This window comes from Parachlamydiales bacterium (assembly GCA_041671045.1).
Lineage (GTDB): Bacteria > Chlamydiota > Chlamydiia > Chlamydiales > JABDDJ01 > JABDDJ01.
In genome coordinates, this window is sequence record JBAZCF010000001.1 from 417,185 (window position 1) to 431,058 (window position 13,874).

Here is a 13,874-nt window from a genome sequence, read left to right on the forward strand (position 1 = left end):
GAATTTTTTTTGAATAAATAATAAGAGTGAAATATCAAAGTTATGACTATCGATGGAATTGTTACCTTAAGAGAGCCTGTCAATTCAGTCCTAGAAAAAGATACAATCCTTCAAAAAGTTACCACCGTCAGCGGTGTACGCAATGTCGATAACCAACTAGAAGTTGTTCCTTCCATCGTCCGTTAATATAGGAGTAAATTATGCCTCAGAATGCATTTTATGCTTTATTTATTGAAGAGCTGCAAGATTTATATAGTGCAGAGAACCAAATCATTCAGGCAATGCCTGCCATGATTAGTGCAGTAAGCACACCCGAGTTGAAAGAGGCCTTAGAGAAGCATTTTAAAGAAACAAAAAACCAAGTCAGCAGACTAGATCAAATCTTTTCAATTTTTAAAGAAAACCCACAGGGTAAAAAGTGCAAAGCAATGGAAGGGTTGATTGAAGAAGCTCAAGGAGTGCTTAAGTCAAACTTCCCTGCTATCGTAAGAGATGCAGCGATAATAGGCGCAGCTCAACGTATTGAGCATTACGAGATTGCCGGATATGGCGTTGCTAAGGCATTCGCTAAAATTCTGGAATATGATAAAGCGGTAGATCTTTTACAGGCTTCCCAAGATGAAGAAGGTCATGCAGACAAAACCTTGACCTCCATAGCGGAAGGGGGCTTTTTTACTGCCGGCGTCAATCAAAAGGCTATGAAATCTTAAGGAGGTTTTTTATGACTAATACAGAAACACTCAAAGGTCAGTGGTTGCAAGTGAAGGGTAAGCTCAAAGAGAAATGGGGAAAATTAACAGAGGATGATTTAACCCAAATCAATGGTAAAAGAGATATGCTGCTTGGTAAGCTACAAGAAAGATATGGTATTCAGAAAGAACAAGCTGAAAAACAACTCAAAGAGTTGGAAAGCGCATTCGAAAAACATCAACAAGACCGCAATTTCTAATTAGATACTTATTAAGGGAAGTGGAATAGTATAATTTTCACTTCCCTTTTCTAAAATTCTTGTACAAATACTTCTCCTAATATAGTATTAACCGATTTCTTACTTAGGTGTATTCATGCCTTTGATTACTGTAGAGCAACTACAGAAGACCTTCCGTATCACTAAAAGAAAAACCGGGTTTTGGGGAGCGTTAACGTCGCTTGTTAATCGTGAGCATATTACCAAAACAGCATTAGATGGAATTTCATTTCATGTGGATGAAGGGGAATTGGTTGGTTATATTGGCCCCAATGGTGCAGGGAAAAGTACAACGGTAAAAATCCTCTCCGGAATTTTAGTTCCCGATCAAGGACAAGTGGAGCTTTTTGGCAAGACTCCTTGGAAAAGTCGTTTGGATGTAGTCAGTAAAATTGGAGTTGTCTTCGGGCAGCGGACCCAGCTTTGGTGGGATCTGCCCGTCGTTGAATCTTTCCAGTTGCTTAAAGATATCTATAGCATTCCTGACTCTGCATATAACAAAAGTTTAGATGAACTTGTGGCTGTATTAGAGATTTCTAGGCTATTAGATGTTCCAGTTCGGCAGTTGAGCTTAGGTCAGCGTATGCGTTGCGATATTGCTGCCGCATTGTTGCATAACCCCAAAATCCTTTTTCTGGACGAGCCCACGATAGGTTTAGATGCTGTAAGCAAGCTCGCAGTGCGGGATTTTGTACGCCATCTAAATAAAACACGTGATCTCACAGTTCTCTTGACTACGCACGATATGGATGATATCGAAACTTTATGTTCCCGTGTAATCATTCTTAACGAGGGGAAAATTTTTTCCGACGGTACGTTGGGTGATTTAAGGAAGCTTATGCAGCCGGAGAGGTATCTAATCATCGACTTGATAGACCCGTCCTGTACCGTGCATGATCACGCAGCAAAAATAACCCGTAGGGAAGGGCCTAGAGTATGGCTAAGCTTCAATCCTGAAGAAGTTTCAACTCCTGAATTGATTTCTCGTGTTACTTCACAGTATGCCGTCAGTGATCTTTTTGTCGAAAATCCATCGATAGAAGAAATCATTGCACGCCTCTACCGAGAAGCCAACTTATGAGGGCTTATCTCGCACTTTTCAAAGCGCGCTTCAGTACACTTGTACAATATAGGAGCGCTGCCTTTGCCGGTTTTTGCGCTCAGGTGTTTTGGGGCATGATCAATGTCATGGTCTTCACTGCCTTCTATCAAAATAGCAATGCCGATACCCCTATAACCCTTACTCAAGCGATCACTTTTGTGTGGATAGGTCAGGCTTTGCTTAGGCTAGTTCCTTGGGACATTGATAAGGAAGTTGAGGCGATGATTAAAAATGGAAGTGTCGCTTACGAGCTTGTTCGCCCAATAGACCTTTACTGGCTGTGGTTTTCACGTGCTGCAGCAATGCGGGTAACGCCTACAATTTTGCGTGCCTTACCGCTGTTTATTTGCGCATGGCTTTTTCTAGATCTCCCGGCGCCAATTTCCATGACTGCAGGCGTTGCATTTATTGTCTCTGTAGGCGGGGCAATGTTTCTTAGTTCAGCTATCACCACTTTGGTTGCTTTAACTCTATTTTGGACTATTTCCGGAGAAGGTATTGTGCGACTGCTACCGCATGTTGCGGTGATACTCTGCGGTTTAGTTGTTCCGCTGCCTTTGTTCCCTGATTGGCTTCAGCCTATGGTTAGCTGGCAGCCTTTTCGTGGTATCATTGATATCCCTAGCCGTATCTATTCAGGAGTTATTCCTACATCCGATGCCCCTTTTTACATACTCTTCCAACTAGCTTGGGCTGTTGGCATTGTCCTTTTTGGAAAGATGCTCATAAAAGTAGCTTTGAAAAAACTCGTGATCCAAGGCGGATAATATGGATACAGTCCGTTTGTTTTTCCGTTTAGCAGGTGTTTCTTTACGCTCACAAATGCAACATAAAGCCTCATCTATTATGCTTACGCTGGCTTTTTTTCTGTCTACTTTTGTAGAGATCCTAGGGATTTGGATTCTCTTCGACCGCTTTAAACTGATTAAGGGGTGGAGCCTACCTGAAGTAGCCCTGCTTTATGGGACGATCCATATGGCCTTTTCCGCAGCAGAAGCTTTGGCAAGGGGATTCGATACATTCAGCATTATGGTGAAGCAAGGTGATTTCGATAGGGTGTTGCTAAGGCCGCGCGGGACGCTTCTGCAGATTGCCACAAGCGCCTTACAGCTAATGCGAATCGGACGCTTTCTCCAAGGCTTAATTGTTTTGATATGGGGTTATACGACATTAGGTTTAGGTTTCTATTCATACCATTGGTTAGTAATATGCATGGCTTTCATAGGAACATTCTGCCTCTTTTATGCCCTTTATATCATTCAAGCAACCCTTACCTTTTGGATGACAGAGTCATTAGAATTGATGAACATTACCACTTATGGGGGAGTGCAGACGGCTCAGTATCCTTTGGATATCTATTCTGAAGGATTCAGGTTTATTTTCACCTACATACTTCCTTTCGGTTGTGTGATTTACTTTCCCATAGCCTCCTTGCTTGAACATAGCAACATTCCGCTTTGGCTAGGAGTCATTTCTCCTTTAGCGGGGGTTGCTTTTCTTTTTGCTGCAACCCAATTGTGGAAGGTGGGGGTCCGCCATTATACTTCTGTAGGTAGCTAAAGTGTAGATTTTATGTTGAAGCTGTGATGAGGGCGGTTCAATAGAAAGAGATGCTTATTAAATATATCTTCTGCTGAATTCGAGGCCTTAAATAGTTTGTAGCGGGGGTTTTGCCTGTAAATCATATAAAGTAATTTCCAACGTAAAAGTACCTTTTGAGTTGTCTTATCAAAGGCTTCGTGGTGGATTCGTCCACTGAATTTAAATACTTCATCCAAAAGTGAGAGAGGGGAATCGGTTTTAATTTTCGTCAGTTCAGTTGTAAGTGCTGTACAGGCGGAGTATTTCGTTGCGTGAATTGTTTTCGGAAGTCGAAGCTTTATATTTACCTCGTCATTGATAGTCCACACCCCTTCAATCAATTTAAGCAATTTACTGGATTCTGCCTCGGATAGGCAACTATCTAGACCGATCTCTCGCTTCAAAAGTTGAATTTTTTCATCAGGGGAATGATTAAGTCCATAAGAAGAGAGTGTAGGAGAATAGGATCCAAACATATAAGAAAAAATAGTAATAGCATGTTTATAGAATAAATACTCTATGCTGAAAACCTTCAAAAAGTCCTTTGTAATAAAGGCGCAAGTGGAAAAAATAAAGAAGATTCCTTCGTTTATTCTAAAAATCTGTAGATTATTAATTTTGGTTGATTCTTCTTCGGAGATTCTTCCAAATAAATTTCTTGTTTGGAGGTAGATGAGTTTGCCGGAGTAATAAATAACACCTGTAAAACTGAAAGGTAGGGCTCCTAGAGTGAAAATAGCGAGAGAGGGGGCATATTTTAGAATTTTTATTCCTCTAATAAGAGTTAAAGGACGGGGCTCACACTGTCTTATTGCTTCTAAAGCTGTAAGGGTAACTTTTTCTTCCTCACTTATGTTTATTTGGAAATGAGGAGAAATAATTACTTCAGTACAGTAATATAATAAATCTCTAAAGCTTTTTATTTGCATGGCTGCAATCGTAACAAGTTATTTTGATGATATTGCAATATTATAAAACGGAAAATTGCCGCGTCTGTATAGGGATTAAACTTCACAGGGCTTAAATATATAAGCCACAAGCTGCAAAGAACGTTCCGCCTAGGTTCATAAAACTAAATGGTAAACTTATTATAGAGTATATTCCTCCTCCTAAGTTTATTAGCGTGCTAATCTTTCCAATCCCTGGAGAATAATTTTCTGCATAATGATTCCATTTTTTTAACAATGGATTATTACCTTTATAATTATTCCCAAGAGTGAAGACCCCGGCAGCTACAAAAACACCGAATGCAGCATATCCCGCCCCACCAGAACCTATAACAGCAAGAGCCGTACAACCAGCCAAAACAGTATTTGCACAGTAGTAAATCTTTTCTGCAATAAGCTCGATCTGCTCTTTAATTTTTTTCAGATTTTTCTCAGTAAGTCCATTAGACTCAAGGTCAGTAGATAAGATCAAGCCATAAGCTACAAAATTTGCTCCCACAAGAGGGATAATTGTATTTAATTGAGGGTTAAATAACATGTTAGCTCATAAGTAATTAGTTATAAATTAGATGAAATAAATAATATCTTATTCCAAATATTTTTGGATAGATCAATTATTATCCAGAAAAATTTCTCAGTGTCTCCTGAAAATTGCAAGAGTGTTCGCAAAGTGCTGATGGGAGGTTTTCATCCGATCTTGACTTTGAGAACAACTCTTTAAATTATAATAGTGTGAGTTAAGAAATCTTATAAGCGATAATAGTAATGTTGTCCCCACCCGCAGAAGCCATACTCAACTTTGCTTTTACAATGAGTGAATCAACGGCGCCCTCTAAATCATCTTTAAACATTGCCAGGGTTTCAAGGATCTTTTCTTGTGAAAGATAGTCCCATAATCCATCACAGGCAACTAAGACAACATCTCCCGGTTTCACCAAGTTTAACAAGAATTTTGCTTTTTGAAGTCGTTTATCCGATCTGACCATTCCTAGAGCTCTGGGAACGTTGGTTAATTCGATACGATATCTCTTCGGTTCGGATTCCCTATCAGCCCAAACACCTGATTGTTCTACGTAATGGTTATTTATGGCTCTATTATAATCCTTGTTGCTGGTCCAATTTCTTACATTCGAATCCGGTATGCACTTGCCATCCCTATAGGTATAAGATTCGCTATCTGCTAAAGTTCCTACAATATGTAAACCCGTTTTTTTATCAATTAGGCTTACACAGGCTGTTGTGCCCGCCATATAACAAGCACCAAGACGGGATTCTTTTAACTCAGTTTGTATTTCATAGAATAGATTCTGAATCGCCTTTTTTGGGTCCCCTTGGGCTTCATCTAACGCTGTTTTAAAATAGGATTTGAAATATTGCTGTACATAAAATGATGCTGCAGACCCTCCAAAGCCGTCGAAGATGCATCCTAAAATGTAATCCTCTGTCTCAATGTGTAATGAAGCATCTTCATTTTCTTTCCTGCCCACTCCAATGTCTGTTTTCTCTACACACTGGATTTTCATTGGGGATAAGAGAAGAGGAGGGTTTACTAAAAGCTCTTTGGTAGGGATATCACTCACATCATAATAACAATCCTTTTCTGGATTATTTTTTTGCGACCCCAATTCATTCTTTTTTATTAGCGCTTCTTTATGCTCCTTTAAAGCTTTGCCCGTATTTTTTACCATTGAAGCAATATCTTCTGCAGAAAAGTTAACCTGGAACATAGGTCTTTGGTCGAGGCTAACTTTAGTCAAGCAAGCCCTTTTAGTGTTTCTTAAAAAGGGGTGGACATAATTTTCAGGGGTTTCAGAAGGAGAATAGCTGATCAACGGTGTGGGAGGAGTCGGCGGCGTGGAAGAATCTTCGTATTTAGCTATATCAGGTGATGCAGGGGGACTATTGAATGATGCTGAGGAAGTGGGAGATGTAACAGAGGACATATTTAGGTTCCTTTATTTGAACTTTATGTGAATTGTAATTTTATATGAAATGTTAAAGCGCCTTATGCTAGGGCTCTTTAAAGGGGGATTTTAGTGCCAATTTTCTCGCTTTTCTTGGATGCGGAATCTACTTGATTTTGGATTTGAATTAATCTCAGGGGTATTTCTAAATTTAATATTGCCTGAGCGGATGAATTTGTTGTGCTTGTTGAAGTAGTAAATCCTAATGCCATTATTAAACACCTAAGTTACTATTTGAATTCACGATTTTTGTGCCATACTTATATTATCTGCTAAATTAAAAAGCATTAATTTTTATTGACCATCCCCAGATATTAAGAGATAATGTAAGCGAAAACCAATTAATTTGGAAATAATATGAAATTAATTAAAGTAATTATTTTAAGCTGCCTGTTGTCGATAAGCTGCCTATCCGCTTCATCCATTGATTTCACTTCTATTGATGAAATTGTATGTCAGGAAAAAATTACAATAAACGAAATAAACTTGCCTAAAGTTAACTTTGAAGAACTCTATAGCCAGACAGAAGAACCCTCTACACTTCTGGACAAGATCAAAGCCAAAGGGGACGTGTCAGGAAAACAAACATTTCATAAAGCGATTCTTATTACTCCTATGACAGAGGGAATTGTCATTATCAATGGCGTATTATCCCACATAGGACATTATCCCGGCCGTTCGATCATTACGGTACTAAAAGGGCCATATTTTGGGCTTCAAACAACTGTTGCGCCCAATGGACTGGTAACAATGGTTAATAGGTTGTGTATATTGGATACTCTTCCTTCCGGTGCAGTAGTAATGCGCCATGAATATCCTGATGCCACAGTCTTAACAACAAATAGACAGATAGTTCTAATAAAGTAGCTTTAGAGAGGGTGGTTAATGACAATCGTCATTACCCCTCTGTAATGTGAAAATATCTAAATCCTTCTTTACATATATTCAATAAAAAAACTATGTTGAAAAATGTAATGAACATATGACTAGAAACCACGCCTTAACTAGGGCTCCAAAGGTTTCATCTCTTATCACATTCTAAATACTTGAAATGCTTGCTATCCTCTGACTTGGAGAATTAATTGTATCAACCAATCTAAATCTCAAGGGAGAATATTATGAAGAATTCAATTTTCGGCTGGGCAAGAAACTCTGATCAAGCACACCTAGTGATTGATCATTTAAAACAAATCGGAATTTCCGATATTTCTGTTGTTCAACCTTCTGCACCACAATCCAACCCATCAGCTTATAGTCAGCCAGCTGCAGGTCAAAATTTAGGACAAAATCCTAAGAAGCCTACCAATCCAAACGAAAAAGCACATACCGATCAAACCCATCCTCAACATGGCCAGAATTACAATCAACAGCCAGCGCAGAAAGCCTCTGCAAACTTGCCAAACAGCAATATTTCTTTAAAAAGTTTGAATATCCCTTCACAAGATATGAAAAAATTTGAAGAAAACCAAAAAGCTGGACAATTCCTAATTGCTGTACAATCTGACAACACAGAGAAATTAGATAAAGCTCAAGACCTATTTAAAAAAGAAGGCCTGAGAGATATCACTTCCACTATTGCAAAAGCTAAAGCACACTAAAAATGTGTTGACAGTGGCTTTCCATTAGGAAAGCCACTGCATGATCATTACGGTATGGCAGCAATGCAAGATATTTCAATACAAGCCCCTAAAGGAAGACGTGAAACCTCTACTGTTTCACGCGCCGGATAAGGCTGCTTATCAAAGAATTCAGCGTAGACGCTATTTACAGCTTGAAAGTCATCCATGTCTATCACGAATATTTGCACTTTGACAACATGTTCAAAATCAGTGCCGGCTTCATTTAAGATCGCTTTAATATTGCTTAATACGCGTCGTGTGGCAGATTTGATGTCGTCTTTGACTAATTCCCCCGTGGAGGGATCCACCGGGATTTGCCCAGAGACCATTAATAAATGAGGAGCATTTATAGCAATTGCTTGTGAGTAGGGTCCAATAGCTTTAGGTGCCTTGGGAGTATCTACGCCTTTTTTTGTCATAATCATCTACTGTTGTCGGTGTAATAGGTTTCACATCTGAAAAAAACATATCGCTAAACCATTCTCTGATACTACGAGGGGCCACTTGATAAGCAGCTTTATAGTCGAGCGCTGTAGGCTTTGGTCTAGACAGGTTGTTTAGACGAACGATATATTCTCCTACAGCATTTAATACTTTCTTTTGGGCTCTTGTGAAAGATTTTGCATTACTGAGATGAATCGTAACATCAGTTCTTACATAGACTCCTTGCCTCTCTTGTACAGAGAGGAAACCGAATGACATCGAAATTAAAGCGTCGATAAAATGGGCTTGTGAGTTAATGCAATCAGCATTTCGTTTGTTATCTTCTTTAAAGATAACAGGACTTTGCAAGCTGATGGCAAAGAACTTTGTAAATTTTCTAAGATGGGGATCATGCGGCTCTATGCGTATTTCATAGCATTTAAGAGGTCTGCAGATAGAAGTGACAAGGTCAAAGCCTATTTTTTGTTTTTTATCTTTGACAATAATATCATGGAAATATCTACAAGTGACATTGCAGGCGGCAACATCTTCGTAGGGTAATAAACAGAAAATCTTTTGGAAAATTCTTGAGGGTAGTTGAAGCGCGTTGTCGGGGGGGATCGCTGGAGGAATGTCTCTTTTCGTGTAAAGAGATAAGGGATAGCCTTCAGCTATTCCGGAAGCATCGCTGCTTGTTTTTATATTTATTCCTGGCATACTTTTATTTTTATTTTTATTTACTAAGAAGATACTGGGAATATATTAAGGAATGATTAATTTTGCTGCACGCGTTTTTTTAGTTGGAATACCTACCTTTGGTTTAAGTAACTAAGTTAAAGTCCCTCTTAAACACGTACAAAATACAGAATACCTCTTTGCAGATTTACTTCGCAATTTTCTTCAGATGATTTACAGTTAAAAACAGGGTGAAGTCCAACAAAAATGTAAGAGTTAAAGAGATTTAACAACTCCGTTCTTCTGGCTGTAGGGACTTTGATTTTTATCTCATGTATCGAGTTACGGTTTGCAAGCTTGAACGCTTCTTTTAAAAGTTCGATAGAATTTTGTTGTAGCATACCTTCCGCATGTAAACAGGGGACATATAATATTCTTTTTTTTTCGGCGGTTTCCTGTTTTTCTATGATTTTATAGCTTAAGAACCCTGCAAATCTTTCGTGACGCTCATTATAGCCTACCATCACCTCATAATCCAACTCACTCTTGAGTAACTTATCATAAAAGCGGACTGTATATTCCTTATCCCCAAAATAGAGTTTGCCTAAAGCGCAGTCATCCATAAAAAGGCGTGTTTTGAGCCCCGGTAAAAGAAGATGATTGGGGGTATTAAACTTGTAATAGCAATACCTGTTAGGAGAGGGTGGAGTTGTCATAAGTTCTTTGTGTTAAATAAAATAACTTCATAAATATATTACAGTGTATAAGTTTAACTCAAATAATTTTGAGAGGGCAGCATGGTTTGGACAGGCGCGATGACAGCTTTAATTACACCTATGTTGGAAAATGAAGAAGTAGACTATTCAGGTTTAACTGTTAATATCTCGCGCCAGCTTCAGGCAGGTATAGCTGCCATGATTGTATTAGGCACAACAGGAGAAGCACCCACGTTAAGCTCGGAAGAGCAGGCTCAGGTGATCAAAACAACAATTGAAACTGTGCAGAAAGCTGTTCCGATTATTGTGGGTTGCGGGACCTATGCAACTAAAGTTACTATCGCAAATATAAACCGGGCGGAAAAATTAGGGGCTGATGCTGCGCTTATAGTAACACCTTACTATAATTGCCCCACGCAAGAGGGCATATTAAAACATTTTAGGGCGATTTTTAAAGAGACTAGCCTGCCAATTATCCTTTATAATATTCCTAAAAGATGTGGAAGGGCACTTAACATAGAGACTTTAGACCTTTTAGCAGAAGAACCCAAAATCATTGCTATCAAAGAAGCGACGGGAGATATGGAACTAATTCAATCGACCGTCTCCCTTTTGAAGAAATATCCCCAAATTAAAGTGTTGAGCGGAGATGATGTATTGACATTACCTATGATGGCGCTAGGAGCACATGGTGTCATTTCGGTGGTGAGCAACCTCTTTCCCGAAGAAGTTGTCAGTATGGTTAAAGCCGCATTACAAGGGGATTTTAGAAGTGCGCTTGAGATCCATAATCATATGCTTAGGGTTTTTCAGGCAGCATTCATTGAAACCAACCCCATGCCAATAAAAGCTATGATGGAAGAGGCCGGCTATCCTGCAGGGCACTGCAGGTTGCCTTTATGCGAACTAAGACCTGAAAGCCTTAAAAAAATCAAGGCAGTCCTAAAAAACTATCATACAAACTTGCAATCAGCGCTGTAACTTGCTATAAAGACCTGAAGAGTATCTAGAATATTCTTTAGGAGAACATTCGCGTCAGAAAGGATTTATATGTTTACGCAAAGCCAGCAAATAATCGATCGGTATATGACCGAAGTTTGGAATAAGAAAAATCGTTCGATAATTTATGAAGCTTTTTCGGAAGATGCATTAATACACAGTCCGATGGGAGAGGCTAGAGGTCCAAAATCCTTGGATGATGCCGTACGTCAGTGGCATGAGGCTTTTCCTGACATAAGACTAATGATCATGGAAGTATTTGAGAATGGAAACAAAGTTGCAGTGCAATGGAGTGCAAAAGGAACGCACAAAGGACCATTTTTAGGTATTCCCGCTACAATGCAGCCTATACACTGCGGGGGAGTATCAATGTACCGTTTGGAGAAAGATCGTATTGTAGAGTATTGGGCTTACATTAATTTACACAACCTAGCACTACAGCTTCAGGGCAAGGAAGTGAATTATGGTGTTCATATTGCTCCCTTATAACCTTTAAGATAGCTGGGTAAAATCACAAGTTCAGGTAACAATGACAACAGAAATTCAGGTACCGCATACTGCTTTAGACCCGGCGATTATAACCTTCTTAGAGAAATTTATTGAGCTACGTCATCAGAATATGACCCTGACCTTGGAGGAGCAAAGAAAGGCCTCAAAGCAGTGGTGGACAACCCATAGAGATGGGTTGATGGAAGTGAAAGGCGTTGTAGATACATGTATTCCGGGAAGTTATGGAAATATTCCGGTGCGTATTTTTCTTCCGAATGCAAGACCTCCTTTTCCCGTCATAATTTTTTTCCACCGAGGTGGATGGGTGTATGGAAGCAATGATGAGTGTGAAGCCCTTTGCAGAGAGCTAGTAAACGCTACGGACTGCGCTGTAGCCTCAGTAGAGTACCCTCTAGCTCCGGAAAATAAGTATCCACGGGCTGTCGACGAGTGCTATAATGCGATTAAATGGATTTTCAACCACGCTGAAGAGTTTGGCGGAGATCCTCATATGATCATTCTATCGGGAGAAAGCGCCGGGGGGAATCTAGCAGCAGCGGCAGCGCTTATGGCAAGAGATAATGGAGGTCTTCAAGTCAGTGGCCAGATCCTAATCTGCCCGCTCTTAGATAACAGTTTCGATGTGAGTACTTACGATCTTTGCCCTGATAAATGTCTGATGACCATAGAAAATATCCAATGGTTTTGGCAGCAGTATCTTTATCAATCTGAAGATGGATCCAATCAGTACGCTTCACCCCTTAAAGCAGAGAATTTTATTAGCTTGCCCTCTACGTTAATACTATCTGCCCAATATGACCCATTGAGAACTCATTCAGAACTTTTTGCAGCAAAATTAAAAGCAGCAGGTGTTTCAGTAGAGGATATTACCTATTCCGGTACAATTCACGGATTCATAGATATGCCTGTTTGCCGTTTACAGGCCTCTCAAGCTTTACAGGATATACGTAAATGGTTAGGAAAGCTTAAAACTCAACTTGCCTTGAAATCCTAGCAACAGTTTGCAGAAAAGACCCATCCGAAAGTTAATATCTTGACGCTTAACAACCAAATGGCATTTCTAAAGAAGTCTAATGAAAACGGCTAAAGATTGCTCTTCAGCCGTGATATTCTGAGACCCCTATTTGGAATGCTTTCGGAGCATAATAAAATTAGCTGCGACGGGGAATGATACGCTTCTTCTTAGTGCTCCCTACCGGTCTGCCTTTAGGAGGGGGAGTCGCCTCTTTGCCTTTAGATGGGGCAGCTTTTTTAGCTGCGGCGCCTTTCTTGGCAAGCGCAGCAGGCGCTTTTTTAGAGGCTACTGGAGCAGCTTTTTTGGCCGTTACAGGTTTTTTTGGAGGTTCCTTTTTTTCGCCATTGCGCATTGGCTTTTTATGGACCACTTCATCGTCATCATCATTGTCATCCTCATCATCCCAATCTTCTATAACAAGCTTGTGACTGCGTTTTTCTTTGGCAGGAGGAGGTGCGTTTTCATCCGAACCAGTCCAACCGGAGGATAGGTTTTTGAGTGAGGCTAATTTGTTTTTAAACTCTTCTATACTGACAGCTTTTTCTCCAGACTGATGCTTTCTGCTTGCAAGAAGGGCTTCTTCACTCTCGAATTTAGAGGAGAATGTGAACGCAGCAGAACCGCCGTGATGTTCTGGAATATAAAGGAAAGGTCTGGCAGAAGGAGAAACTGAAATATAGAAATCCCCCGTGAACTGTGGCTCAATCTCTTGTTTAATAGCTTGTTTAGGTGGACGGCCGCGTTTCGGACGGGGATTGAGCGCTTCGTTCGAATAGTAAGTCTTAGCTTTTGCAAAGAGGGCTTTTCTTGCTGTAAGAATATCTTTGCCAACTTTAGTTTCGAATAAATTAAGTTTTAATTTCTCAACCAATGTTTTAGCTAAGTCTAGATCTTCTTCAAAGACGAAGTGAAAGTTATTATTTCGTAACCACTCTATGATACGTATGCGTGAACGTTCCTGATAATATTGCTGCCATTTTTCAAATTCGGAGTGGTGGTCGTATACATACTCTAAGAAGTTTTCACGCGCTTCTTTAGATTGTATGATATCGAGAAGTTTTTCTTTTGTATCGATATCGTAGACCTTCTCATTGACAAAACCTTCCATAATTTTCTTTGTCTCATAGAAAGTAAGTTTAGGAATTTGGCAATAGCGGTTGGCATTTTGTTCGATATCATCATAGAGTGCGTTAAGTTCGTCTTCAGTTTTGTCTAAATCGACAAAAATCAGGTATCCTTCAGCCCTGTCCAAAAAGAAATCCCGTTCATCATCCGCTTTTGCAAAGGCTTCCATCAAGCGGTGGCAGCGTAGAATTAATGGATTTTGAGCTTCTTGCTTTAATTTATTACTCATTC

General features: G+C 39.7%; 19 protein-coding genes. 11 read left to right on the forward strand and 8 right to left on the reverse strand.

Annotation, left to right across the window (positions count from 1 at the left end; all coding sequences use genetic code 11):
• Positions 1-42: 42 nt before the first annotated feature.
• The 6 genes from WC222_01880 (at position 43) to WC222_01905 (ending at position 3,629) form a co-directional block, all read left to right on the forward strand.
• A complete protein-coding gene (locus WC222_01880) occupies positions 43-186 on the forward strand; it encodes a BON domain-containing protein (GenBank protein ID MFA6915122.1) in 144 nt (47 codons plus the stop codon).
• Between the two features lie 14 nt (positions 187-200).
• Entirely contained in the window at positions 201-710 is a 510-nt protein-coding gene (locus WC222_01885; protein MFA6915123.1) for a ferritin-like domain-containing protein, read from the forward strand.
• Positions 711-721: 11 nt separating this feature from the next.
• Positions 722-949 (forward strand): CsbD family protein, encoded by a 228-nt coding sequence (locus tag WC222_01890; protein ID MFA6915124.1) that lies wholly within the window; start codon positions 722-724, stop codon positions 947-949.
• 115 nt (positions 950-1,064) lie between these two features.
• Positions 1,065-2,048 (forward strand): ATP-binding cassette domain-containing protein, encoded by a 984-nt coding sequence (locus tag WC222_01895; protein MFA6915125.1) that lies wholly within the window; start codon positions 1,065-1,067, stop codon positions 2,046-2,048.
• Complete coding sequence (locus WC222_01900) at positions 2,045-2,836, forward strand: hypothetical protein (GenBank protein MFA6915126.1); 792 nt, start codon at positions 2,045-2,047, stop codon at positions 2,834-2,836. Before WC222_01895 ends, WC222_01900 begins: the two co-directional genes overlap by 4 nt.
• Position 2,837: 1 nt before the next feature.
• Entirely contained in the window at positions 2,838-3,629 is a 792-nt protein-coding gene (locus tag WC222_01905; GenBank protein MFA6915127.1) for an ABC-2 family transporter protein, read from the forward strand.
• Here WC222_01905 and WC222_01910 read toward each other — a convergent pair.
• The 4 genes from WC222_01910 to WC222_01925 all read right to left on the reverse strand — a co-directional run bounded on the left by WC222_01910 (position 3,626) and on the right by WC222_01925 (position 6,773).
• On the reverse strand, positions 3,626-4,579 hold the full coding sequence (locus WC222_01910) for a hypothetical protein (protein MFA6915128.1): 954 nt from the start codon (positions 4,577-4,579) through the stop codon (positions 3,626-3,628). The genes WC222_01905 and WC222_01910 overlap by 4 nt on opposite strands.
• 91 nt (positions 4,580-4,670) lie before the next feature.
• Positions 4,671-5,135, reverse strand: a complete 465-nt coding sequence (locus tag WC222_01915; protein ID MFA6915129.1) for a hypothetical protein — start codon at positions 5,133-5,135, stop codon at positions 4,671-4,673.
• Positions 5,136-5,334: 199 nt separating this feature from the next.
• Positions 5,335-6,540 carry a PP2C family protein-serine/threonine phosphatase gene (locus WC222_01920; protein ID MFA6915130.1) on the reverse strand — a complete coding sequence of 402 codons (1,206 nt, stop codon included), beginning with the start codon at positions 6,538-6,540 and terminating at the stop codon, positions 5,335-5,337.
• A gap of 77 nt (positions 6,541-6,617) precedes the next feature.
• Positions 6,618-6,773, reverse strand: coding sequence for a hypothetical protein (locus WC222_01925; GenBank protein MFA6915131.1), 156 nt, complete (start codon positions 6,771-6,773; stop codon positions 6,618-6,620).
• Positions 6,774-6,918: 145 nt separating this feature from the next.
• On the opposite strand from WC222_01925, the gene WC222_01930 reads away from it, so the two are divergent.
• Positions 6,919-7,428 carry a hypothetical protein gene (locus tag WC222_01930; GenBank protein ID MFA6915132.1) on the forward strand — a complete coding sequence of 170 codons (510 nt, stop codon included), beginning with the start codon at positions 6,919-6,921 and terminating at the stop codon, positions 7,426-7,428.
• A gap of 251 nt (positions 7,429-7,679) precedes the next feature.
• Positions 7,680-8,159, forward strand: a complete 480-nt coding sequence (locus WC222_01935) for a hypothetical protein (GenBank protein ID MFA6915133.1) — start codon at positions 7,680-7,682, stop codon at positions 8,157-8,159.
• A 47-nt stretch (positions 8,160-8,206) separates the two neighbouring features.
• Here WC222_01935 and WC222_01940 read toward each other — a convergent pair whose 3' ends face one another.
• The 3 genes from WC222_01940 to WC222_01950 all read right to left on the reverse strand — a co-directional run bounded on the left by WC222_01940 (position 8,207) and on the right by WC222_01950 (position 9,994).
• Complete coding sequence (locus WC222_01940; protein MFA6915134.1) at positions 8,207-8,599, reverse strand: Rid family detoxifying hydrolase; 393 nt, start codon at positions 8,597-8,599, stop codon at positions 8,207-8,209.
• Positions 8,562-9,320: an F-box protein gene (locus tag WC222_01945; GenBank protein ID MFA6915135.1), complete on the reverse strand. Its 759-nt coding sequence runs from the start codon at positions 9,318-9,320 to the stop codon at positions 8,562-8,564. Before WC222_01945 ends, WC222_01940 begins: the two co-directional genes overlap by 38 nt.
• A gap of 128 nt (positions 9,321-9,448) precedes the next feature.
• Positions 9,449-9,994, reverse strand: coding sequence for a hypothetical protein (locus WC222_01950; protein ID MFA6915136.1), 546 nt, complete (start codon positions 9,992-9,994; stop codon positions 9,449-9,451).
• A gap of 81 nt (positions 9,995-10,075) precedes the next feature.
• Here WC222_01950 and dapA point away from each other — a divergent pair, with 81 nt between their 5' ends.
• The 3 genes from dapA to WC222_01965 all read left to right on the forward strand — a co-directional run bounded on the left by dapA (position 10,076) and on the right by WC222_01965 (position 12,497).
• Positions 10,076-10,975: a 4-hydroxy-tetrahydrodipicolinate synthase gene (dapA, locus tag WC222_01955; protein ID MFA6915137.1), complete on the forward strand. Its 900-nt coding sequence runs from the start codon at positions 10,076-10,078 to the stop codon at positions 10,973-10,975.
• 69 nt (positions 10,976-11,044) lie between these two features.
• Complete coding sequence (locus WC222_01960; protein MFA6915138.1) at positions 11,045-11,482, forward strand: ester cyclase; 438 nt, start codon at positions 11,045-11,047, stop codon at positions 11,480-11,482.
• 40 nt (positions 11,483-11,522) lie between these two features.
• A complete protein-coding gene (locus WC222_01965; protein ID MFA6915139.1) occupies positions 11,523-12,497 on the forward strand; it encodes an alpha/beta hydrolase in 975 nt (324 codons plus the stop codon).
• Positions 12,498-12,654: 157 nt separating this feature from the next.
• Here the strand turns inward: WC222_01965 and WC222_01970 are convergent, their stop codons facing one another.
• Positions 12,655-13,872: a UPF0158 family protein gene (locus tag WC222_01970; protein ID MFA6915140.1), complete on the reverse strand. Its 1,218-nt coding sequence runs from the start codon at positions 13,870-13,872 to the stop codon at positions 12,655-12,657.
• Positions 13,873-13,874: the final 2 nt, after the last annotated feature.